The organism is Pseudomonadota bacterium (assembly GCA_023229365.1).
Lineage (GTDB): Bacteria > Myxococcota_A > Polyangia > JAAYKL01 > JAAYKL01 > JALNZK01.
In genome coordinates this window covers 86,109-106,729 of the sequence record JALNZK010000004.1, presented here as the reverse complement: position 1 = coordinate 106,729, position 20,621 = coordinate 86,109, and the positions used below count along the sequence as shown (strand labels likewise).

General features: G+C 70.7%; 18 protein-coding genes and 1 pseudogene. 10 read left to right on the top strand and 9 right to left on the bottom strand.

The features are described 5' to 3' along the window. Positions 1 to 7 precede the first annotated feature (7 nt). The gene (locus M0R80_04915) at positions 8 to 1,912 is read right to left on the bottom strand and encodes a hypothetical protein (GenBank protein ID MCK9458960.1); all 1,905 of its coding nucleotides are present in this window, start codon (positions 1,910 to 1,912) and stop codon (positions 8 to 10) included. A gap of 254 nt (positions 1,913 to 2,166) precedes the next feature. Between M0R80_04915 and M0R80_04910 the strand changes: the two genes are divergently transcribed. Then, positions 2,167 to 3,690 carry a YifB family Mg chelatase-like AAA ATPase gene (locus M0R80_04910; protein ID MCK9458959.1) on the top strand — a complete coding sequence of 508 codons (1,524 nt, stop codon included), beginning with the start codon at positions 2,167 to 2,169 and terminating at the stop codon, positions 3,688 to 3,690. Between the two features lie 40 nt (positions 3,691 to 3,730). Continuing rightward, positions 3,731 to 4,801, top strand: coding sequence for a recombinase RecA (recA, locus tag M0R80_04905; protein ID MCK9458958.1), 1,071 nt, complete (start codon positions 3,731 to 3,733; stop codon positions 4,799 to 4,801). A gap of 4 nt (positions 4,802 to 4,805) precedes the next feature. Here recA and M0R80_04900 read toward each other — a convergent pair whose 3' ends face one another. Further along, the gene (locus M0R80_04900; protein MCK9458957.1) at positions 4,806 to 5,648 is read right to left on the bottom strand and encodes a hypothetical protein; all 843 of its coding nucleotides are present in this window, start codon (positions 5,646 to 5,648) and stop codon (positions 4,806 to 4,808) included. 106 nt (positions 5,649 to 5,754) lie between these two features. On the opposite strand from M0R80_04900, the gene M0R80_04895 reads away from it, so the two are divergent. Next, positions 5,755 to 6,330 carry a rubrerythrin family protein gene (locus M0R80_04895; protein ID MCK9458956.1) on the top strand — a complete coding sequence of 192 codons (576 nt, stop codon included), beginning with the start codon at positions 5,755 to 5,757 and terminating at the stop codon, positions 6,328 to 6,330. A gap of 170 nt (positions 6,331 to 6,500) precedes the next feature. Next, positions 6,501 to 7,712, top strand: coding sequence for an ATP-binding protein (locus M0R80_04890; GenBank protein MCK9458955.1), 1,212 nt, complete (start codon positions 6,501 to 6,503; stop codon positions 7,710 to 7,712). Positions 7,713 to 7,721: 9 nt separating this feature from the next. Here M0R80_04890 and M0R80_04885 read toward each other — a convergent pair whose 3' ends face one another. From M0R80_04885 to M0R80_04870, 4 genes are read right to left on the bottom strand one after another with little or no spacing between them, the layout of a single operon-like run. Next, entirely contained in the window at positions 7,722 to 8,987 is a 1,266-nt protein-coding gene (locus M0R80_04885; protein MCK9458954.1) for an MFS transporter, read from the bottom strand. Then, the gene (locus M0R80_04880; GenBank protein MCK9458953.1) at positions 8,977 to 10,659 is read right to left on the bottom strand and encodes a 4Fe-4S binding protein; all 1,683 of its coding nucleotides are present in this window, start codon (positions 10,657 to 10,659) and stop codon (positions 8,977 to 8,979) included. The genes M0R80_04885 and M0R80_04880 overlap by 11 nt, the downstream gene beginning before the upstream one ends. Further along, positions 10,659 to 11,633, bottom strand: a complete 975-nt coding sequence (locus M0R80_04875) for a DUF362 domain-containing protein (protein ID MCK9458952.1) — start codon at positions 11,631 to 11,633, stop codon at positions 10,659 to 10,661. Before M0R80_04875 ends, M0R80_04880 begins: the two co-directional genes overlap by 1 nt. Positions 11,634 to 11,652: 19 nt before the next feature. Beyond that, positions 11,653 to 12,942: a hypothetical protein gene (locus M0R80_04870; GenBank protein MCK9458951.1), complete on the bottom strand. Its 1,290-nt coding sequence runs from the start codon at positions 12,940 to 12,942 to the stop codon at positions 11,653 to 11,655. Between the two features lie 141 nt (positions 12,943 to 13,083). On the opposite strand from M0R80_04870, the gene mnmG reads away from it, so the two are divergent. After that, complete coding sequence (gene mnmG, locus M0R80_04865; GenBank protein MCK9458950.1) at positions 13,084 to 15,003, top strand: tRNA uridine-5-carboxymethylaminomethyl(34) synthesis enzyme MnmG; 1,920 nt, start codon at positions 13,084 to 13,086, stop codon at positions 15,001 to 15,003. Here mnmG and M0R80_04860 read toward each other — a convergent pair. Then, positions 14,974 to 15,228 (bottom strand): hypothetical protein, encoded by a 255-nt coding sequence (locus M0R80_04860; GenBank protein MCK9458949.1) that lies wholly within the window; start codon positions 15,226 to 15,228, stop codon positions 14,974 to 14,976. The two genes, mnmG and M0R80_04860, sit on opposite strands and share 30 nt — an antisense overlap. Before the next feature lie 183 nt (positions 15,229 to 15,411). On the opposite strand from M0R80_04860, the gene proS reads away from it, so the two are divergent. Further along, positions 15,412 to 16,875, top strand: a complete 1,464-nt coding sequence (gene proS / locus M0R80_04855; protein MCK9458948.1) for a proline--tRNA ligase — start codon at positions 15,412 to 15,414, stop codon at positions 16,873 to 16,875. A gap of 112 nt (positions 16,876 to 16,987) precedes the next feature. Beyond that, the gene (locus M0R80_04850) at positions 16,988 to 17,173 is read left to right on the top strand and encodes a hypothetical protein (GenBank protein MCK9458947.1); all 186 of its coding nucleotides are present in this window, start codon (positions 16,988 to 16,990) and stop codon (positions 17,171 to 17,173) included. Here M0R80_04850 and M0R80_04845 read toward each other — a convergent pair. Next, the gene (locus M0R80_04845; protein MCK9458946.1) at positions 17,152 to 17,367 is read right to left on the bottom strand and encodes a hypothetical protein; all 216 of its coding nucleotides are present in this window, start codon (positions 17,365 to 17,367) and stop codon (positions 17,152 to 17,154) included. The genes M0R80_04850 and M0R80_04845 overlap by 22 nt on opposite strands. 23 nt (positions 17,368 to 17,390) lie before the next feature. Here M0R80_04845 and M0R80_04840 point away from each other — a divergent pair, with 23 nt between their 5' ends. Both M0R80_04840 and M0R80_04835 read left to right on the top strand, forming a co-directional pair. Continuing rightward, positions 17,391 to 17,975, top strand: coding sequence for a GDSL-type esterase/lipase family protein (locus M0R80_04840; protein ID MCK9458945.1), 585 nt, complete (start codon positions 17,391 to 17,393; stop codon positions 17,973 to 17,975). Positions 17,976 to 18,008: 33 nt separating this feature from the next. After that, positions 18,009 to 18,755, top strand: coding sequence for a 3D domain-containing protein (locus M0R80_04835; GenBank protein MCK9458944.1), 747 nt, complete (start codon positions 18,009 to 18,011; stop codon positions 18,753 to 18,755). Positions 18,756 to 18,792: 37 nt separating this feature from the next. Here the strand turns inward: M0R80_04835 and M0R80_04830 are convergent, their stop codons facing one another. After that, on the bottom strand, positions 18,793 to 19,158 hold the full coding sequence (locus M0R80_04830; protein ID MCK9458943.1) for a PilZ domain-containing protein: 366 nt from the start codon (positions 19,156 to 19,158) through the stop codon (positions 18,793 to 18,795). 154 nt (positions 19,159 to 19,312) lie between these two features. Between M0R80_04830 and thiC the strand changes: the two are divergent. After that, positions 19,313 to 20,608: pseudogene (gene thiC / locus M0R80_04825) on the top strand (phosphomethylpyrimidine synthase ThiC). Positions 20,609 to 20,621 lie beyond the last annotated feature (13 nt).

Here is a 20,621-nt window from a genome sequence, read left to right as displayed (position 1 = left end):
CGCGCCCTCACTCGTTCGGCGAGCGCAGCGCCTTGCCGTCCGCGAGCTCCGCCTCCAGATCGATCGACTCCGGGATGCGGGCGACGATCGCGGTGTTCTCCCGCGGCGGGCCGGAGAGCAGGCAGAGCATCTTCATGGCGAGCGGGCCGAACTCCGTCCGCCCGGTGTCGATCGCCTTGCCGATCTCCGCGCACATCCCGTCCCAGATCGCCCCGCGATCGGCCTGCAGGAGATCCTCCTCGATCCGCAGGAGGAGATCCCGCGCCGCGGCCACCTTGGGCGGATCCTCGGCGCGGCTCAGGGCGCGCAGGACGGCGCCCGTGAAGATCCGCGCGTCCTTGGCGCCGAAGTGGTGCGCGTAGTCGGAGTCGTAGGAGTCGCGCAGGGCGGTGACCGCGAGCCCGCCGACCTTCCGGTCCAGGGCCTTCTTGAGGAGCGACTCGAGATCGAGGCTGGTCAGCTTGAGGTGGCGCTGGATCTCCTCCCCGATCGGGTTCTCGGTGAAGTAGAGCTGGATGGACCTGCTCCACGTCCTCGGCTTGGTCCTCCGCGGCGCGGCCTCACCCTTCGGCGCCTCCGCGGAAGGTGCTGCGCCCGGCAGCTTCTGGATCCGCTTGAGCGCCTTCTTGACCGCCTTGTTGGCGCGGATCAGCTCGATCTCGTCCCTGAACTCCTGCGCCTTGCGCGCGCCGAGCGCGTCGAGACCGGCCACGAGGAGGCCCGCCTCGTCGGAGAGCGGCCCCGCGTTCGTCCGGGCCGCCAGATCCAGGATCAGGCGGATCGCGGACGCCGCCGCGACCTCCACCTCCGGAACGCCGCAGTCCGCGAGCGGCGCGACGTCGCGGATCGCGCGGGCCGGATCCGAGCCGCACGCCTCGAACAGCCGCTGCGCCGAGGCGTCGATTCGGGCGAGCTCGGTCCGCTTGGTCTCGAAGAGGCGCGTCAGGGTCTTGCGCGCCCGTTCCCCTAAACCCCGGCCCGAGGCGGCGAGCTCGGCGAGCCTCCCGGCGGCGAGGGCGACCTGCACGTCGTCGAGCGCGGGGTGCCTGTACAGGATCGTCTCGATCGCGTCGAACGCGCCCTCGGCCCCGAGCGGGCGCCCGGCGTCCGCAAGGTTCGCGAGCAGCCTCGCGAAGACCGCGAGGTCGACCCCCCGCGGCCAGGCCGAGGCGCGCCGGACGATGTGCGCGAGCACGTGGCCGGCGTTGTAGCGGATCTCGTCCTCCTCCGCGTCGAGCAGCCCGAAGAGGAGGCGGACCACCTCGTCGCCGGCGTACGGCTCGTCCGGGTGAATCCGCACGAGCTTGCTGATCGCCGAGGTGCCGTTCACGATGTACAGCGTGCGCTGGGCGGCGGCCATCGCCGGATCCCGCCGGACCTTCTCGAGCGCCTCGGTGAGCATCCGCAACGCCTTGAGGGCGACCCAGCTCTGGGATCCCTGGAAGTGATCCAGCCAGCCGAGCGCGAGGTGGGCGTCCTCTGTCTCGCCCTTCTCGCCGACGAGCATCAGGTTCAGGACGTGGCCCACGGGGATCTCCTTGGCCAGCCGGCCGATCACCCCGAGCGCCTCCGCCTTGCGCGCCGTGAGCCGCGCCCGCGCCTTCTCGTCGGCGGCCTCCTCCGGTCGGATCTCCTCGTAGCAGATGACGATCGCGTTCGTCAGGTGCATGTGGGTGCGCGCCCGCGCCTCGGCGTCGCTCGCGATCCTGTCGAGGTACCCCGCGACGATCGGGGGCAGCTCCGCCGGGTTCTCGTACGCCAGGGCGTACAGCTTGTCCCGCGCCGCGCGGTACTGCGCGAACGTCTTCCGCGTCTGCAGCGTCGTGATCGCGATCATCATCTCGTGGAAATCGATCTTCAGAGTGGTCTTGTCTTCTTCGATCCGGAGAATCGCCTCTTTGAGAAATCCCATGTCACACCCTCGCCGTCCACCGCCCGGGGGCGGGACGTTCGTCGAGCCTTTTCGTTTCGGGCTTCCCGTAACCCTACCACATCGGCCGGTCAAGGGCAGCGGCGGGACGATCGGCGGCGGCGGGCGGCGGCGGGCGCGGCGGGGCCGCCAAAACCGATCCCGTCGATCGGCCGAGAACCGGCTCTGCGAGCGCCTCTTTGCCGTCGAGGCGAGTCGGCACGCGGCTTGCTCCTGCCCCCCGGCGAGGAGGTGGGATGCACACTCGGGTCACGTGCGCCGCGCTCGCGGGCGTCGGCGCGGATATCGTGCAGGTCGAGGTCGATCTCGCGCTCGGTCTGCCGGCGTTCGCCATCGTCGGGCTGCCCGAGGGCGCGGTGAAGGAGTCCAAGGTCCGCGTGCTCGCCGCGCTCTCGAACTGCGGGTACGCGGTGCCGCCGCGCAAGGTGACGGTGAACCTCGCTCCCGCGGATCTCAAGAAGTCGGGCGCCGCGTTCGATCTCGCGATCGCGCTCGGGCTGCTCGCCGGCGCCGGGCTCGTCGCGCAGGACAAGCTCGACGGCCTGATGGCCGTGGGCGAGCTCGGCCTCGACGGCCGGTGCCGGCACGTTCCGGGCGCGCTCCCGTTCGCCCTGAAGGCGCGGCGCGAGGGGATCCGCGCGCTGCTCGTCCCCTCGGACAACGCGGCCGAGGCGGCGGTCGTCGACGGGATGGAGGTCCTCCCGATCGCGGATCTGCCGGCCGCGGTAGCGCACCTCACGGGCGAGAAGCCGATCCCGCCCCACCCGCGCACCGTCGCGGCGCCTGGGCCGCGGGTCGACGACATCGATCTCGCGGAGGTCCGCGGGCAGGAGCACGCCAAGCGGGCGCTCGAGGTGGCGGCCGCCGGCGCACACAACGCGGTGATGATAGGGCCCCCGGGCTCGGGCAAGACGATGCTCGCGCGGCGCATGGTCACGATCCTGCCGCCTTTGAGCTTCGCGGAGATGCTCGAGGTGTCGGCCGCCCACTCGGTGCTCGGCCTGACGAGCGCGGTCCGCCCCCTCGTCACGGCGCGGCCGTTCCGCGCGCCCCACCACACGGTGTCGGACGCGGGCCTCGTCGGCGGCTCCAACCCGCCGCGGCCGGGCGAGGTGTCGCTCGCGCACAACGGCATCCTTTTCCTCGACGAGCTGCCCGAGTTCAAGCGGCACGTGCTCGAGGTGCTGCGCGAGCCGCTCGAGGAGGGGGCGATCACGATCTCCCGGGCGAGCGGCCAGACGACCTTTCCGGCGACGTTCAACCTGATCGCGAGCATGAACCCGTGCCCGTGCGGCTACTTCGGCTCCGGCGAGCGGGAGTGCACGTGCGCCGCCGCCGCGGTGGAGAAGTACCGCGGCCGCATCTCGGGCCCGCTGCTCGACAGGATCGACATCCACATCGAGGTGCCGTCGGTGCGCGTCCGCGATCTCACGGCCGCCCCTCCCGCGGAAAGCTCGGCGGCGGTCCGCGAGCGCGTGGTCGCCGCGCGGGAGATCCAGTCGAGGCGCTTCGTGGGCACGCCGACCCGGGTCAACGGCCGCATGTCGCTGCGGCAGATCCACGCGGCGTGCACGCTCGACGCGGCGGGGCAGGCGCTCATAGAGAAGGCGATCGGCCGCCTCGGCCTCTCGGCCCGGGCGTACGCGCGGATCCTCAAGGTCTCACGCACCATCGCGGATCTCGAGGGTGCTCCCCGCATCGAGGTCCGCCACCTCGCCGAGGCGATCGGCTACCGGAGCCTGGACCGCCGCAAGGCGTGATCCGTCCGCCGACCCGACACGGGTCGAGAAAGGAAGAACCATGAGCCTGAAGGAGAAGTTGAAGGCGCTCGGCGCCGCCCTCGAGAAGATCGAGAAGCAGTTCGGCAAGGGCGCGGTGATGCGGCTCGGCGACGCGCCCAACGGGGATCAGATCCCGTCGTTCTCGAGCGGGTCGATCGGCCTCGATCGAGCGCTCGGCATCGGCGGCTACCCGCGCGGCCGCCTCATCGAGATCTACGGCCCGGAGTCGTCCGGCAAGACGACGCTCACCCTGCACGCGATAGCCGAGGTGCAGCGCGCGGGCGGCATCGCCGCGTTCATCGACGCGGAGCACGCGCTCGACGTGGCGTACGCCCGCAAGCTCGGCGTCGACGTGGATCAGCTCCTCGTGGCCCAGCCGGACCACGGCGAGCAGGCGCTCGAGATCGCCTACACGCTGATCCAGTCGGAGAGCGTGGATCTCGTCGTCATCGACTCGGTCGCGGCGCTCGTGCCCAAGGCCGAGCTCGACGGCGAGGTCGGCGATCACCACGTCGGGCTACAGGCGCGCATGATGAGCCAGGCGATGCGCATGCTGACGGGCGTGACGCACCGGACCGCCTCGACCGTGATCTTCATCAACCAGATCCGCCAGAAGATCGGGGTGACGTTCGGCAGCCCCGAGACGACGACCGGCGGCAACGCGCTCAAGTTCTACGCGTCGGTCCGGCTCGACGTGCGCCGCATCGGCTCCATCAAGAAGAAGGGGGAGGAGGAGGCGATCGGCAACCGCACGCGGGTCAAGGTCACGAAGAACAAGATGGCGCCGCCGTTCCGCCGGGCCGAGTTCGACATCATCTTCGGCGAGGGCGTGTGCCGCGCGGGCGAGCTCGTCGATCTCGCGGTGGCCGAGGGGCTGTTCGAGAAGGCGGGCGCGTGGCTCTCGTTCGAGGGCGAGCGGCTCGGCAACGGCCGAGACAACGCGATCGCGCACCTCCTCGAGCACCCGGAGCGCGCGGACGCCGTCGCGGCGCGCCTCCTCGCGCTGCCGTTCCGGGAGCAGGTGGACGCGCAGGAGGAGGCGCCCGCCGAGCCGGCCGCCGAGGCGCAGGCCGAGGGCGCGGCGGCATAGGGGATCAGGCGCTCGGCCGCTCGGTGCGCACGAGGCCGAGGTAGATCGCGAAGGCGAGCGCCGCCGAAAGGGGGCCGAGCAGCACGACCTCGATCGCCATCGCGAAGATCTGCGCCGTCTCCGGCGAGCCGCCGAGGATCGCGGCGACGATCTGCGCGGCGGCGGACACGACCGCGAAGACGGCGAGCACGCCGAGCACGCGGAAGAAGCGGCCGCGGGTGAGCGCCGCTGCCCGGGCGAGCGCCTCGAGCGGGCGCCTCCCTTCGAGGACGACGACCGCGGTCGCGGGTGCCAGCCGTACCCAGAGGATCGCGGCGGCGAGCGCCGCGATGACGGCGAGAGCAAAGGCGATCGTCTGCCGCTCGGCCGCACCGGCGTCCATCCCGAACCAGACCGCCGCCGCGGGGATCGCGGCGAGCGCCGCCGCCGCTCCCATGGCGAGCCACGCGCCGAGCACGCGCCAGAAGAACCGGTACCCGGCGATGAACGCCGCGAACGTGCCGGTGCGCGCCTCCCCGGCCTGGGCGACCTCCCGGAGCACGATCAACGAGCCGGCGGACGAGCCGATGGAGAACGGCAGCCCGAGCGCCACGGCGAGGACGAGCCCGAGCGTCGTGAGCGGCGTATAGCTCGCGGGATCGAGGGGATCGAACCCGGTGACGGCCATGAGCGCCGAGAGCGGCACCGACGCGACGAGACCTATCGCCGCGAGCCACATGAGCGGCCCGACCGCGGCGCGCCACAAAGCGAACCCCGCGCGCACCGTCCCCCCGGCCTCGAACGCCGGCTCGAGCGCGGCCGCTGCCGGCCGATCGGCCACTCTCTTCTCGTCCACGGGATCGGGCACCGCGCGCCTCCTGCCCTCCTTTAGCACGAAACCCGGCGAAAAAATCCTGTTGCCGTCGGCGCCGCACCCCGTAAAGATGGCGCAACATCAACCACGGAGGACGTCCATGGCCAGCATCAAGGGAACCGAGACCGAGAAGAACCTGCTCAAGGCGTTCGCGGGCGAGTCGCAGGCGCGCAACCGGTACGTGTACTTCGCCAAGGTGGCGCGCAAGGCGGGCCTCATCCAGATCGCGGACATCTTCGAGGAGACGGCGGAGAACGAGGAGCAGCACGCGAAGGCGTTCTTCAAGTTCCTCGAGGGCGGCATGGTCGAGATCACCGCGAGCTACCCGGCGGGCGTGATCGGCGACACCCAGGCGAACCTCGAGGCCTCGGCCGCGGGCGAGCACGAGGAGTGGACCGAGCTGTACCCGGCGTTCGCCGAGACCGCGAAGAAGGAGGGCTTCCCGCTCGTCGCCGCGGCGTTCACGATGATAGGTCGCGTCGAGAAGGAGCACGAGGCGCGCTACCGCAAGCTGTGCGAGCGGCTGTGCGCCGACGGCTTGTGGAAGCGCGAGCAGCCGGTGCGCTGGAAGTGCTCCAACTGCGGCTACGTCCACGAGGGTCCCGAAGCGCCGGAGAAGTGCCCGGCGTGCCAGCACCCCAAGGGCTACTTCGAGGAGAAGGCCGACAACTTCTGATTCGTCACGGCGCGAGCTTGAGGACGAAGAAGTCCTCGTTGTCGGAATAGGTGCGGATCGTCCGCTCGGTCCGATTCCCGGGCGGGAGCCCGCTCTTTCGTTCGGACCGATTTGCATTCTCAATGCAAATCGGGCTTGCTCCGAGCGTCCGGAAATGGGAGCCTGCTCTCATGGACCGGTACATCAAGCGCGACCTCGAGCCGGCCCTCCGCGAAACGCTGAAGCAGTTCCCGGCCGTAGCGATCACCGGGCCGCGCCAGACCGGCAAATCCACGCTGCTGCTCCACGCCCTGCCCGACTACGCGTACGTCACCCTGGACGATCCGCTCTCACGCCGGCAGGCGCTGGACGATCCGGAGCTGCTGCTGGATCAGGCCGGTGAGCACGTGATCATCGATGAGATCCAATACGCGCCGTCGCTTCTCCCGCACCTGAAGATGCGCATCGACAGGCGCCGCGGCGAGCGCGGCCGGTTCGTGCTCACCGGTTCCCAGCAGTTCGCGCTGATCAAGAACCTCGGCGACAGCCTGGCTGGGCGGATCGGCCTGCTCGAGCTGCCGCCGTTCGGCCTGGGAGAGGCGGCGCGCGTCGCGACGAGCTCGGGCACGCGGGGCGCGTTCGAGCGGGCGTGCATGCGCGGCTCGTTTCCCGAGATCGTCACGTCTCCCGAGCTCGATGCGACCCGCTGGTACGCTTCGTACGTGCAGACCTACCTCGAGCGGGACATCCGCGGCCTGTACGATGTCGGCAGCCTGCGCGAGTTCGAGCGGTTCCTGCAGCTCCTGGCCGCGCGCTGCGCCCAAGCGCTGAACCTGTCCGCTTTGGCGAACGACGTGGGCGTAGCGGTGAACACGATCAAGAAGTGGGTGTCGATCCTCGAGGCGGGCCGGATCGTCTACCTGCTGCCGCCGTACCACGGAAACCTCGGCAAGCGCGTCGTCAAGGCGCCCAAGGTGTACTTCATCGACTGCGGCCTCGTGTGCTACCTGACGCGGCTTCGTGACGCCCAGCATCTGATGCACGGGCCGCTGGCCGGGCCGCTCTTCGAGAACTTCTGCCTCCAGGAAGTGCTCAAGGCGATGCTCTCCGAAGGGGTGCCGCCGCGCCTCTTCTACCTGCGCACCAAGAACGGCCTGGAGGTCGATCTGCTGATCGAAGGGGTCGACGGCCGGCTGTGTCCGTTCGAGCTCAAGCTCGCGCAGACGCCGCGCGCGGAGATGGGCGGCGCCCTGGCACGCTTCGCCGACGAGTTCGGGGCGCTCCGTCCCGAGGCGGGCGAGGTCGTCACGCTCGGCGCCCAGGCGCGCCAACTGACCAAGACGATCCGCGCGGTCCCGGTCCCCGCGCTCGTCGCTACGGTGAGGGAGCTCGCGCGGGGTTGAGGCGTCCGGCTACCGGGCCGGATCTCCGGGCGCGGGCCGCGATCTCTGTAGGAACGCGGCGAGGGCACCCATCAGCGCGACGCCGGCGGCGGCGAGGAGCGCGATCTGCAAGGCGCCGTAGTCGGTCGCGTTCCACAGGTGCCCGGTGGTCCCGCCCGCGGCGGCGAAGAACGTCGTCGCCGATCCGACGCCGATCATCATCCCCAGGTTGCGCGCAACCGCCACGATGCCGCCCGCGCTGCCCTGCTGCCCCCGCGGCGCCGCGCCCATGAGCGCGCTCGAGTTCGGCGTGACGAAGACGCCGGCCCCGACGCCCATCACCGCGTTCCACGCCGCGATCCAGGCGACGCCCGACGACGCGTCCGTGAACGACAGCCCAGCGGCGGCCGCCGCGACCACGATCATCCCGGACACGGCGAGGCCGCGGCTTCCGATTCGATCCGACACCCACCCGGCGGGCGCCGCGGTGAGCGCCATCGCGATCGGCTGCGCCGCGAGCACGAGGCCCGCGGTCCGCTGCGAGAGGCCGTACCCCTCGATGAGCACGAACGGGACGAGGATGATCGGCACGAACAGCGCGACGTAGTTGCACAGCGCCGCGATCGCGGAGGCGGAGAACGTCCGCGAGCGGAACAGCGCGAGCGACGCGAGCGGCTTCGCCGGCAAGCTCCCGGGCGGCGGCGCGTGCGCCGGCAGGAAGCGCCACCCGAGCGCCGTGATCACCGCGGCCACGGGCGCGCCGAGAAGGAACACCCAGCGCCAGCCGGCGCCGGTCAGGATCAGGCCGCCTATCGGCGGGCCGATCGAGAGCCCGACGTAGGTCGCAGTGCCGAGCATCCCGAGCGCGCGGCCCCTGTGCGAGGCGTCGAAAGTGGTCGTGAGCAGCGCTGGGCCGGCGGCCATCACCATCGCAGCGGCCATCCCCTGCAGAACGCGCGCGGCGACGAGCGTCTCGAGCCCGGGCGCCGCGGCGCACGCGGCGGCGGCGGCGATGTGCAGCCCGTACCCGGCGAGGAACAGCCTGCCGTAGCCGATCGCGTCGCCCACACGGCCGGCGACCGGCAGCAGCGCGGTCACCGTGACGAGGAACGACAGCACCACCCAGCGGGAGCCATTGAGCGCGACGCCGAAGTCGCGGCCGATGTCCGGCAGCGCGAGGTTCGTGGACGACCCCAAGATCGCCGTGAGCAGGGTGCCGAGCCCGACGGCGAGCAGCACGAGGCGGGGCCTTGAGTTCGTCGTGCCCGCGAGGGGCGTCGCTCGATCAGCTCCCATGCTTGCGCCCGGCCGTGGGATCACCGCCGCCGAGCAGGAGCTGGGATCGCGGCGAGCGGGTCTCGCCGGCCGAGGTCACGCGCACCGCCGCCCGATCGCGCACCGGGCACACGTGCTCGCACGCGCCGCAGCCGTTGCACAGGCGGGGATCGACGAACGGCACCTTGAGGACGGCCGTGCGCCCTTCGACCACGACCTCGGTCTCGCGCGTCGTGATCGCCTTGGGCGACGTCGGGCAGAACTCCTCGCACACGGTGCACGGCACGCCCATGGCCCACGGCAGGCAGCGCCCCTGATCGAAGAACGCCGTCCCGATGCGGACCATCGGCGCGCCGTTCTTCCCGGTCTTCTCGTCCTCGCGCACGCGCCGGATCGCGGCCGTCGGGCAGACCTGCGTGCACAGCGTGCACGTCGGCTCGCAGTAGCCGACCTTCGGGACGAGCACCGGCGTCCACAGCCCCTCGATCCCGGCCTCGTCGAGCGCGGGGTGCAACGCGTTGTTCGGGCAGATCTTCATGCACTGGCCGCAGCGCACGCACCGCGCGAGGAACTCCTCCTCGTCGACCGCGCCCGGCGGGCGGATGCACGCCGGATCCGGCCGGCCGATCGGCGACGTCAGGGTCCCCGTGCGCAGGATCGGGACGATCGCGGCGCCGAGCGCCGCGCCCGCGATCACCTGGCGGCGCCCCACGTCCGGCGCGGACTTCTCGTCCGTCTTCCTCCCGGCGAGGCCGAACCGGATCGCGCCCTTGGGGCAGGCGGCGACGCAGTTCAGGCACAGATCGCACTCGGCGCGCAGCCACGCTTCGCCCGGCTTCGGACCGGCCGCCTGCGAGCAGTGAACCTGGCACTGGCCGCAGCCGTCGCACGCCTCCGCGTCCTTCACGAGCGCGAGGACGCCGAACCGCCCCGCGGTGCCGAGCATCGCGCCGAGCGGGCACACGCCGCGGCAGAAGAACCGAGGGATCCAGCGGTTCGCGACCAGCGCCGCGACGAAGACGATCGCCACCAGCACGCCGCCGACGACGAGGAAGCCCCGCTGGTACACCGCGACGCCGCTCGTCGCCTCGTAGAGCGCGTCCGAGGCGCCCTGCAGCGCGCCGACGCCCGAACCGGCGCCCGCCTCGAGCGCGCCGCCGAGCGCGTAGTTGACGAAGGGCACGACCGTCAGCGACACGCCGCGCGTGGCGAGCGAGATTGGATCGAGCAGCCCGCCGATCGCGGACCCGCAGATCGCGGCGACGAGCGACACGGCGAGCACGACGTACTTCATCTTCTGGTACGCGCGCGGGCGGTTCGCGGCGATGCGCGCGGCCGCGGGGCGTCCGGGAGGCGCCTCGGAGATCCCGTGGTGCATGGCGCCGAACGGGCAGATCCAGCCGCAGAAGGCGCGACCGAGGAGCAGCGCGAGGGCGAGCACGATTCCGCCGAAGACGAGCGCCCCCGGGATCGCCCCGGTCGAGAGCACGACGAGCGCCCCGATGAACGGGTCGATGTCGAGGAACGCCTCCACCGGGTAGGGCACCGTCGCCGAGGTCGCCGCGTCGAAGCCGCTGCCGGTGAGCGACGCCGTGGCGGCTATGAGCGCGAGGAAGAGCGCTGCGGACGCGATCTGGGTCACCCGCCGCGCCCAGCGCAGGCCGCGCCACGAGGTCCTGCCCGCGCGCGCCATCAGGAGATCTCCCGCAGCGACACCCGGCCCGGATCCGCCGCGCCCAGGCCCCGCGCCGCCGCGAGCCTAAGGTACGGGAGATCCGCCCGGGCCACGTGCACGAGGCCGCACGCGTGGGCGTCCACCGCCACCTGATCGACCGACGCGATCACGCGGCCGACCTCCTCGGTGTCGCCGATGTCGCCCCCCTGCGGGCCGTTGCGCACGAGAACGCGCGTCGCGTCCATCACGGTGAGCGTGGGCCGAACGAAGTCGGCGAGATCCGCGATGGAGTCGTCGATGCGCTGGTGCAGGCGATCGCGGCGGCCGCCGAGCACGCCGTAGAGGTTCTTCATGGCGCCGGTGAAGACGGAGAGCCCGTGGTGCTTGGCGATGGGCACGTTGATGAAGCGATCCGCCTCGACGGCGGCGGTGAGCACCGGCATGCGCCCGAGCGCCACGCCGCCGAGGTCGTACGCCCGGAAGCGGTGCGGCGCCGGCAGCACGACCGCGGCGCCCGCCCCCTCGGCCGCCTTCCAGATGCCGGACCGCGTGAAGCACCGCCCCGCCTCGTTGCAGGAGTTGTCGGTCACGACCACAGACGCTGCCCCCGCCTCCACGCACAGGGCGACGAGCGCCGCGACGACGGCCGGGTTCGTGTTGGCGGCCTGGAGCGGCGTTCGATCCCAGCCCACGTTCGGCTTGATGACCACGGTCTCGCCGCGGCGGACGAACCGCCCCATTCCGCCGAGCGAGGCGATCGCCGCGCGCGTCGCCTCCGCGGCCTCTCCCGCCGCCGACACGACGAGCCGCGCGATCTCCTCGAGGTCGAGCCCGGCGCGGAAGTCGCGGACCTGGGAGGAGCGCGTCGCGGCGAGCGGCGCGTCCCGCCCGGCGTCCACGAGCAGAGTGCCGGCCGTCGCGATCCCGCCCATCCCGGCGCAGCCGAGCGCGACTCGCTTGATAAACGCCCGTCTGTCCCAGGTCCCGTTCATCGCCGCGGCGGCTCGCCTGTCACTTCTTCTTGGCGGGTTTCTTCGCGGCCGGTTTCTTCGGCGCCGGCTTCTTCGGCTCCGGTTTCTTCGGCGCCGGTTTCTTCGCGGCCGGCTTCGGCGCCGGCTTCTTCGGCTCCGGCTTCTTGGTCGGGGCCGGCTTCGCCGGTTTCTTCGCAGCCTGCTTCGCATCCGGCTTCGGCGCCGGCTTCTTCGGCTCCGGCTTCTTGGTCGGGGCCGGCTTCGCCGGTTTTTTCGCGGCCTGCTTCGCATCCGGCTTCGGCGCCGGCTTCACGGTCTTCGACGCGGTCTTCTTCGCGGCCTGGGCCTTCGCTTGCGCGAGGGCGCGCTTCGAGCCGGCCGCCTTGAGCTTCTTCAGCCTCCTGGCGGACGATGGCGATCCCCCGCGCTCTCCCCCGCGCTCCTCGTCCCCGTCCTCGCCGCCTCCGTCCGGAGCTTCCTCGTCGGCCGGCTCGAGGTCGCTCTCGGTCTCGAACCCCTCGCGATCCTCGCGGTCGTCCTCCTCGACCTCCTCCCACGTGTCGCCGGTCCGCCGCGCCGCGTTCTCCGCGTGCTCGCGCGCCGCGAGCTCTGCAATGGAGACCGTGTTCTCGACCCGCGCGACCATCCGCCCGCACGCCGGGCACAGCTCGATCGCTTCGCCCTTCAGCAGCCGGAACCGGATGCCGGTCGGCATCGTCATTCGGCAGACCTCGCAGATCCCGTTCCGCATCACGGTCATGCCGATCCCGGATCGCGACGCCTGCAACCGCTCGTACTTTCGCAGCATCACCGTGGGGATTCCGGCGAGCGTCTCCGTGCGCTGCTTCTCGAGCCGCTTTCCCTTTGCGCGGAGCTTGCGGATCTCGGCCTCGGGCTCCTGCTGCGCGGCCTGCATCGCCGAAGAGCGGTGCGCGATGCCGCCCTCGATCGACGCGTGCTGCGCCTTCAGCCGATCGAGTTGGGCCTGCGTCTCTTCGATGAGGGTATCGAGCTTGTCCTCTTCGACCTTCAGCGCCTCTGTGGAAGACCGCGTCCGCGGCTTGAACGCGCCGCTCCGTGTCGCCGCCAAGCCCTTGATGGCGTTGCGGATATCCTCCAGCGTGTTTTCGTACATCTCGAGCTGCGCCGTCGCCGTGTTCTCGCTCTCGACGACCGTGCGCAGATCGGTGCGCATCCTGTTCAGGACAGGATCCTCTTGCACGGATCGCACGTGGATCTCTTCGATCTGATTGTGGACGCTACGAATTTTAAGATCCACGTCCTGCACGAGGAGGAGTTTTTCTAGCGGGTTGAACTCCTTCTTGCTCATTATTCTTCCCTACCTTGTGGTACACCATTACCGCATTACAAAAACCGTGTCAAAGTTACACGTTTTGGAGAATCCACAATGTTCTTTCCACGACGGGATTGTCATTGCTGATTAGTTAATCATGTTGAATAGTTAGAAAACATGGGAAACCGACGGGATTTTGACGTCGTTGTAATCGGAGGCGGCCACGCGGGTTGCGAGGCGTTCGCGGCCGCGCTGCGAATCGGCGCCAGAGCCGCGATCGTGACCCCGGCGATCTCGCAGATCGGTGTCCAGCCGTGCAACCCGGCGATCGGCGGTCCGGGCAAAGGACACCTCGTGCGCGAGGTGGTCGCGCTCGGCGGATGGATGGGGCGCGTCACCGACGAGACCGGGATCCAGTTCCGCACCCTGAACAGGCGCAAGGGTCCTGCGGTTCGATCGACGCGCGTGCAGACCGACTCCGCGGCCTACGCCGCCGCGATGCGACGCTCGCTCGTCGCGCTCGCGCCTCCGGAATCGATCATCGAGGACGAGGTCGTCGAGATCGAGCTCGCGCACGGCGAGCGCCCAAGGCGCGTGACGGGCGTTCGGCTCGCGCGCCGCGGCGCAGTGACGGCGACCGCGGTCGTCATCACGGCCGGCACGTTCCTGAGGGGCGTGCTGTTCGTCGGGAGCAGAAGGACGCCGGGCGGCAGGCTGGGCGCGCCGCCGTCGACCGCGCTCGCCGAGTCGCTCGAGCGGGCCGGGCTGCCGTTCATCCGGCTCAAGACCGGCACCTGCCCGCGGCTCGACGGATCGACGATCGACACGACCGGGCTCGAGGGTCAGGCGGGGGACGAGCCGCCGCCGTTCTTCGATCCCGCGACGCGCGGTTTCTCCCTGCCGCAACGGATCTGCCACGTCACGTACACGGGCGAGGCGGCCCACGCGGCGATCCGCAAAAACCTCGATCGATCGGCGCTGTACGGCGGCGGGATCACCGGGGTCGGCCCGCGGTACTGCCCGTCGATCGAGACGAAGATCGCGCGCTTCCCCGACAAGGGGCGGCACCAGATCTTCCTCGAGCCCGAGGATCGCGACGGCCGCGTGATCTACCCGGCCGGCCTGTCGACGAGCCTGCCCGAGGACGCCCAGGAGGCTTTGGTGCGCGCGATCCCGGGGCTTGAGCAGGCGCGGATCGTCCGCTACGGATACGCCGTGGAGTACGACGCTATACAGCCGACCTGCCTCACGCCGGCGCTCGAGGTCGACGGGATCTCGGGGATGTACCTCGCGGGGCAGATCCTCGGCACGTCCGGGTACGAGGAGGCCGCGATGCTCGGCCTCGTCGCGGGCGCGAACGCGGCGCTCGCCCTGCGCGGGGATCGCCCGCTCGCGCTGCGCCGTGATCGGGCCTACGCCGGCGTGATGATCGACGACCTCACGGCGCGCGGCGTGGACGAGCCGTACCGCATGTTCACGTCGCGCGCCGAGCACCGGCTGCTCCTGCGCGAGGACAACGCGGGCGCGCGGCTCGTCGACGAGGGCGAGCGGACCGGCCTCCTCGACGCGGATCGGATCCGGGAGATCCGGGCGCGGGTCGCCGCCGTGAACGCCGCACGGGAACGGCTGCATGCCACGGTGGTCGCGCCCTCGGCCGTGACGCTCGCGGCGCTCGCGGCGCTCGGCGTGGGCGCGATCAAGAAGCCGACGTCGCTCGCCGATCTCGCGCGGCGCCCAGGCGCGCGGCTCGAGGATCTCAGCGCGCTCGCGCCGTGGCTCGCAGAGCTTTCTCCCGAGGCGAAGGCCGGTCTCGAGGTGGACATCAAGTACGAGGGGTACGTGCGCCGCCAGGAGGCGCTCGCCGAGAAGCTCGCGGCGATGGACGAGATCGCCCTGCCGGCGGACATCGACTACGCGGCGCTCCCGGGGCTGCGCGCCGAGGCCGTGGAGAAGCTCTCCCGCATCCGCCCGGCGACGCTCGGCCAGGCGAGCCGCATCCCCGGCCTCACGCCCGCGGTCGTCGAGATCCTGCACGTGTGGTGCAGGCGGGCCGTGCGGGCCGGTCGATCAGCGGATGGCGCTGCCGACGAAGATTAGCAGAGTGCCGAGGGCGATCGCAGCCGAACAGGCGAGAATGATTCTCGTCTCCACGCGGCCGAAAGTCGGCAGCAGCGTTCGCTTGCCCGAACGCCACAGGCTCGGGCGCCATTGGGTGAAGTAGTGCGCCCACCTTGCGGGGAGCCAGACGACCAGGAAGACGATCGCGCCGATGAAAAAGAGTGCCAGCCCGATCCACACGAGGAGATGGGAGAGCGTCGCCACGACCCGAGTGTAGCACGTCGCAGAGGAACCGATTGGCGCCGTCCCGCCGATCCGTTGGGTCCACTCGGTCCGTTGGGTCCACTCCGTCCATTCCGTCCACTCGGTCCACTCCGTCCACTCGTCCATTCCCTCCGCGCCGATCCCGTGCTATCCGTTCCCCGCACAACGCGAGGAGCAGTGAAGATGGCCGAGGAAAAAGGAAAGATCACGCCGCAGGCTTTAGACTTCCCCCAGTGGTACCAGGACGTCATCCGCGAGGGCGATCTCGCGGAGGTCGCCAAGGTGGTCAAGGGGTGCATGGTGATCAAGCCGCACGGCTACGCGATCTGGGAGAGGATCCAGGCCGACCTCGATCGCCGCTTCAAGGCGACCGGGCACAAGAACGCGTACTTCCCGCTGCTCATCCCGATGTCGTTCCTCACGAAGGAGGCCGAGCACGTCGAGGGGTTCGCGCCCGAGGTCGCGGTGGTCACGCACGCGGGCGGGAAGGCGCTCCCCGAGGGCGAGCAGTACGCGATCCGCCCGACGTCGGAGACGATCATCGGCCACTTCTTCGCAAAGTGGATCAACTCCTACCGGGACCTGCCGCTGCTCATCAACCAGTGGGCCAACGTCGTGCGTTGGGAGCTGCACACGCGGATGTTCCTGCGCACCACGGAGTTCCTCTGGCAGGAGGGGCACACGGCCCACGCGACCCACGACGACGCGATGGCCGAGGTCGTGCGCATGCTCGGCGTGTACGGCGACTTCGCCGAGGAGATGATGGCCATGCCGGTCGTGCGCGGCCAGAAGACCGACTCCGAGAAGTTCGCCGGCGCGGTGACGACGTTCTGCATCGAGGCGATGATGCGCGACGCCAAGGCGCTGCAGGCCGGCACGAGCCACGATCTCGGGCAGAACTTCGGGCGGGCGTTCGACGTGAAGTTCCAGAACGAGGCCGGCCGCGAGGACTTCGTGTGGCAGACGTCGTGGGGCGTCTCCACGCGGCTCATCGGCGGCCTCATCATGACGCACTCGGACGACACGGGGCTCATCCTGCCGCCGCGGCTCGCGCCGATCCAGGCCGTGATCGTGCCGATCCACAAGAGCGACGCGGAGAAGGAGGCCGTGCTCTCCGCTGCGGCGAAGCTGCGCGACGATCTGCGGGCCAAGGGCGTCGCGGTGGAGCTCGACGGCCGCGAGGGTATGCGGCCGGGCGAGAAGTACTACGAGTGGGAGCGCAAGGGCGTGCCTGTCCGGATCGAGCTCGGTCCCAAGGATCTCGCGTCGGGCGCCGCGATGACGAAGCTGCGCATCGCCGAGGGCAAGGCGAAGATGCCGCTCGAGACGCTGGCGGCGGATCTGCCCGGCGTCCTCGACGGGTTCCAGGCGTTCCTGTTCGAGCGCGCGAGGAGGTTCCGCGCCGACAACACGGTGACGATCGACACGTGGGCGGACTTCCTCGCCGTCTTCCAGGAGGGCGACGCGCGGTTCGCCTGGTGCCACTGGGACGGCACGGCCGAGACCGAGGCCGCGATCAAGGACGAGACGAAGGTCACGATCCGCTGCATCCCGCTGCCCGGCCAAGGCCCGGATCCGGAGCCCGGAGTGTGCATCAAGACCGGCCGGCCGTCCGCGCAGCGCGTCCTGTTCGCCAAGGCGTACTGAAAGGCGCCGACAAATCCCCTTGTCGCCGCAACGAGTTCGAATATGATGGCGCGGCTCGGAGCTCCGAGCCGCACGCCCTCCCCGGGGTGGGGGCGCAGAAAGGAAGAGAGAGATGCGCGCTCAATCACTGCTGGTCGCCGGGCTCGTCGCCGTTTGCCTCGCCTTCGCTGCCGCCGGCTGCGACAAGGAGGCGAAGGACTACTCCTGCGAGGACGTGGCCGAGAAGATGTACGACGAGGACTGCGAGATGTGGTGCCAGAACGACGGGTACAACATCTACGTCGACACGTGCGCGTAGTACGACGACGGCGATCCGTACAACTTCGACGAGGGCCTCGCCGAGGAGATCTGCGACGACACGTTCGACTGGGCCGAGGACGAGGACTGCGAGGGCGAGTTCCAGAGCCTGCTGAACTGCTTCGTCAAGCACAGGGGCGACGACTGCGCCATGGACGACTGCGAAGACGCCGCCGAGGAGTTCGGCGACTGCATGGACTGGTAGCCTCGAACCCGCCTTGGAAACCGGGACACGGCGACCGGGGACGCTCGTCGTCGCCGGGCTCGGCGACTCGCTCACCTACGGCTGGATGGTGCGGCGCGGCTTCTTCGATCGCGCCGTCGACGCCCTGTCGGGGCGCTTCCCGCAAGCGAAGATCGACCGGATCAACGCGGGCGTGCCGGGCGACACCGCGCCGGGCGGCTTCCTGCGCGCCGCGACTGTGCTCGCGTCGAAACCGGACGCGATCGCGATCCAGTTCGGCCTGAACGACTGCTACGCGGGCGTCTCGCCCGGCGAGTACGACGCGGCGGTGCGGCGGATCGCGGATCTCGCGGTCCGGGCCGGCGCGCTCCCGATCCTCGTCACCTCGTGCCCCACGGATCTCCCCGGCGGGCCGGAGGCGATGGATCCCTACTACGGCGCGCTGCGGGCGCTCGCCGCGGAGCGCTCCCTCCCGCTCGCGGACGCCGACGCCGCGTGGCGCGCGCTGCCCGCCGATCGGGCGTCCGAGCTCTACCTCGACGACGGCGTGCACCCCTCGGACGAGGGGCACGCGTTCATGGCAGACGTCCTCGCCGCCACCCTCGCGGCGCTGCTATAATCGGCGCGGGCGATCTCTGACAGGAGGGGGACGATGGCGACGACGAGATCTCTTTCGATCCTCGCGCTCTGCCTCGCGGCGACAGCGCCCGCGGCGTGCGGCGACGGCGGCGGATCCGGCGGCGACTCGGATTCGGACACCGACTCCGATTCGGATACCGACTCCGATACCGACTCCGATTCCGACTCCGACACCGACACCGACTCCGACACGGATGCGGACACCGACCAGGACACGGATCCCGGCACTCCGCTCGGCGAGGTGGAGCTCACCTACTACTGGGTGACGCTCGAGACCGACTTCGACGGCGCGGACGACACGGCGCTCGGCGACTGCGACTCGGCGTTCCTCGCGGACGTGCCGTACGCCTTCGCGACGTCGATCCGGACCGAGGGCACCGGCCGGCTCGAGGACGGCACGATGCTCAACATCGACTGCGACTGCGGCGGCGGCTTCGACTGCTTCGTCGAGCTCGGGGACGAGTTCCCGTGGGGCATGGGCAGCGCGGGCAACGCGCTCGAGCCGTACGTCTCCGTCGCCGTGGACGAGGACGTGATCGATCACGGCACGGTGCTGTACGCGCCCGCGCTGGACGGCGTGGCGCTCCCGGAGGGCGGCTCGCACGACGGCTGCCTGCGCGCCGACGACGTGGGCGGCTCGATCATCGGCATGCACATCGACTGGTTCGTGGGGATGGAGACGAGCTACCTCGAGCTCGACCCGGTCGTCCCCGAGACGGTCGCGGTCTACCTCGACTCCCCCCAGTGCGGGGGGCTGTAGGCACTTCGTCCGTCGGGTGCGGCGAGCCGCACCCCTACTACTGGAACCGCCGCTTCAGGAACAGGTAGCGGACGTAGTCGCAGTAGAGCGCCGGGTTGCTCGACGAGCCCGGGGCGATCTTGGCGCCGTAGCGCCGGCCGCCGTTGGTGCCCTCCAGCGCCCCCTCGGCGCTCACCCACTTCACGATCGCCGCGAAGGCGCAGACGTCGTCGCCCACGAGGAACAGGAAGTTGACGAGCGACTCCCGGTCGAACGGGTCGTGCGCCTGGGGAACCTCCACGCACAGCCCGCCCTCGCTGCAGTTGACCAGCCTGACCTGTTGTTTGTCGGAACCGTTCTTGAGGTAGAGTCGGATCGAACAGTCGAAGTCGGCATCGACGCGCTCGCCCCTGCGCTTGTCCATGCTCAAATCTGTGCCTCCTCTTCGCCGGTGTACGCGATAAGTATAGCGCATTCGCGCTGTTGCGTCAGGCGGATCGCCGCGGCAAAGGCGTCGCGTTCGCGTTGCGCACCGCTCGAGGGCGGCTTATAAGACCGGGCAGCGAGGAGGTCTCGGCATGAGCGGAAAACGGGCGGGCGCGGGGCGCGGCGAGGTCGTCACCCAGCTCCACTTCGCGAAGACGGGCGAGGTGACGACCGCGATGCGGCGGGTGGCGGAGCGCGAGCGGCTCGCGCCGGAGCTCGTGCGCGACGAGGTGGCGCGCGGCCGGCTCGTGATCCCGGCGAACGTGCACCACGACGGCCTCGACCCGCAGGGGATCGGCGACGCCGTGACCTGCAAGATCAACACGAACATCGGCGGCTCGCCGATCCGCTCGTGCGCGACCGAGGAGCTCGAGAAGCTCGCGCTCGCGCTCTCCCTCGGCTCGGACGCGGTGATGGACCTCACGGTCGGGCCGCACATCCGGGAGATCCGTGCGGCGCTCCTCGCGCGCTGCCCGGCGCCGCTCGGCACCGTGCCGATCTACGAGGCGATGGAGCGCGCCGAGACCCCCGAGGAGCTCGATCCCGAGGTGCTGTTCGAGGTGATCGAGGGCCAGGCTGAGCAGGGCGTCGACTTCATGACCGTGCACGCTGGCCTGCTCGCCGCGCACGTGCCGCTCGCCGCAAGACGGCTGTGCGGGATCGTGAGTCGCGGCGGCTCGATCCTCGCCAACTGGATGGTGCACCACCGCCGAGAGAACCCCCTGTACGACCAGTTCGACCGGCTGCTCGGGATCTGCCGCCGCCACGACGTCACCTTGAGCCTCGGCGACGGCCTGCGGCCGGGGTGCCTCGCCGACGCGAGCGACGCGGCGCAGTTCGGCGAGCTCGAGACGCTCGGCGCGCTCGTGCGGCGGTGCCGCGCGGCCGAGGTGCAGGTAATGGTCGAGGGGCCGGGGCACGTCCCGTTCGATCAGATCGAGATGAACATGCGCCGGGAGCGCGAGCTGTGCGACGAGGCGCCGTTCTACATCCTCGGCCCGATCGTCACCGACGTCGCGCCCGGCTACGACCACATCACGGCGGCGATCGGCGGCACCCTGGGCGCGTTCATGGGCGCGTCGATGCTGTGCTACGTCACGCCGCGCGAGCACCTCGGGCTGCCGACGCTCGAGGACGTGCGACAGGGCGTGATCGCGTTCAAGATCGCGGCGCACGCGGCCGACGTGGCGCGCGGCAGGCCGGGCGCCCGTGAGCGCGACGACGCCCTGTCGGCGGCGCGGGCGGCGTTCGACTGGGAGCGGATCTTCGCGCTCTCGCTCGACCCGGCTCGCGCCAAGAAGATGCACGAGGAGTCCCAGGCCCGGCCCGAGGACGTGCAGGCGGGCTACTGCTCCATGTGCGGCCCGAAGCACTGCGCGATGAAGCTGTCCAAGGCCGTCG

What these genes read in the sequence shown, in the direction of transcription:
- M0R80_04915 (MCK9458960.1), bottom strand. Translation starts at nt 1,912, where the DNA reads ATGGGATTTCTCAAAGAGGCGATTCTCCGGATCGAAGAAGACAAGACC.
- M0R80_04910 (MCK9458959.1), top strand. Translation starts at nt 2,167, where the DNA reads ATGCACACTCGGGTCACGTGCGCCGCGCTCGCGGGCGTCGGCGCGGAT.
- recA (MCK9458958.1), top strand. Translation starts at nt 3,731, where the DNA reads ATGAGCCTGAAGGAGAAGTTGAAGGCGCTCGGCGCCGCCCTCGAGAAG.
- M0R80_04895 (MCK9458956.1), top strand. Translation starts at nt 5,755, where the DNA reads ATGGCCAGCATCAAGGGAACCGAGACCGAGAAGAACCTGCTCAAGGCG.
- M0R80_04890 (MCK9458955.1), top strand. Translation starts at nt 6,501, where the DNA reads ATGGACCGGTACATCAAGCGCGACCTCGAGCCGGCCCTCCGCGAAACG.
- M0R80_04885 (MCK9458954.1), bottom strand. Translation starts at nt 8,987, where the DNA reads ATGGGAGCTGATCGAGCGACGCCCCTCGCGGGCACGACGAACTCAAGG.
- M0R80_04880 (MCK9458953.1), bottom strand. Translation starts at nt 10,659, where the DNA reads ATGGCGCGCGCGGGCAGGACCTCGTGGCGCGGCCTGCGCTGGGCGCGG.
- M0R80_04875 (MCK9458952.1), bottom strand. Translation starts at nt 11,633, where the DNA reads ATGAACGGGACCTGGGACAGACGGGCGTTTATCAAGCGAGTCGCGCTC.
- M0R80_04870 (MCK9458951.1), bottom strand. Translation starts at nt 12,942, where the DNA reads ATGAGCAAGAAGGAGTTCAACCCGCTAGAAAAACTCCTCCTCGTGCAG.
- mnmG (MCK9458950.1), top strand. Translation starts at nt 13,084, where the DNA reads ATGGGAAACCGACGGGATTTTGACGTCGTTGTAATCGGAGGCGGCCAC.
- proS (MCK9458948.1), top strand. Translation starts at nt 15,412, where the DNA reads ATGGCCGAGGAAAAAGGAAAGATCACGCCGCAGGCTTTAGACTTCCCC.
- M0R80_04850 (MCK9458947.1), top strand. Translation starts at nt 16,988, where the DNA reads ATGCGCGCTCAATCACTGCTGGTCGCCGGGCTCGTCGCCGTTTGCCTC.
- M0R80_04845 (MCK9458946.1), bottom strand. Translation starts at nt 17,367, where the DNA reads ATGCAGTCGCCGAACTCCTCGGCGGCGTCTTCGCAGTCGTCCATGGCG.
- M0R80_04835 (MCK9458944.1), top strand. Translation starts at nt 18,009, where the DNA reads ATGGCGACGACGAGATCTCTTTCGATCCTCGCGCTCTGCCTCGCGGCG.
- M0R80_04830 (MCK9458943.1), bottom strand. Translation starts at nt 19,158, where the DNA reads ATGGACAAGCGCAGGGGCGAGCGCGTCGATGCCGACTTCGACTGTTCG.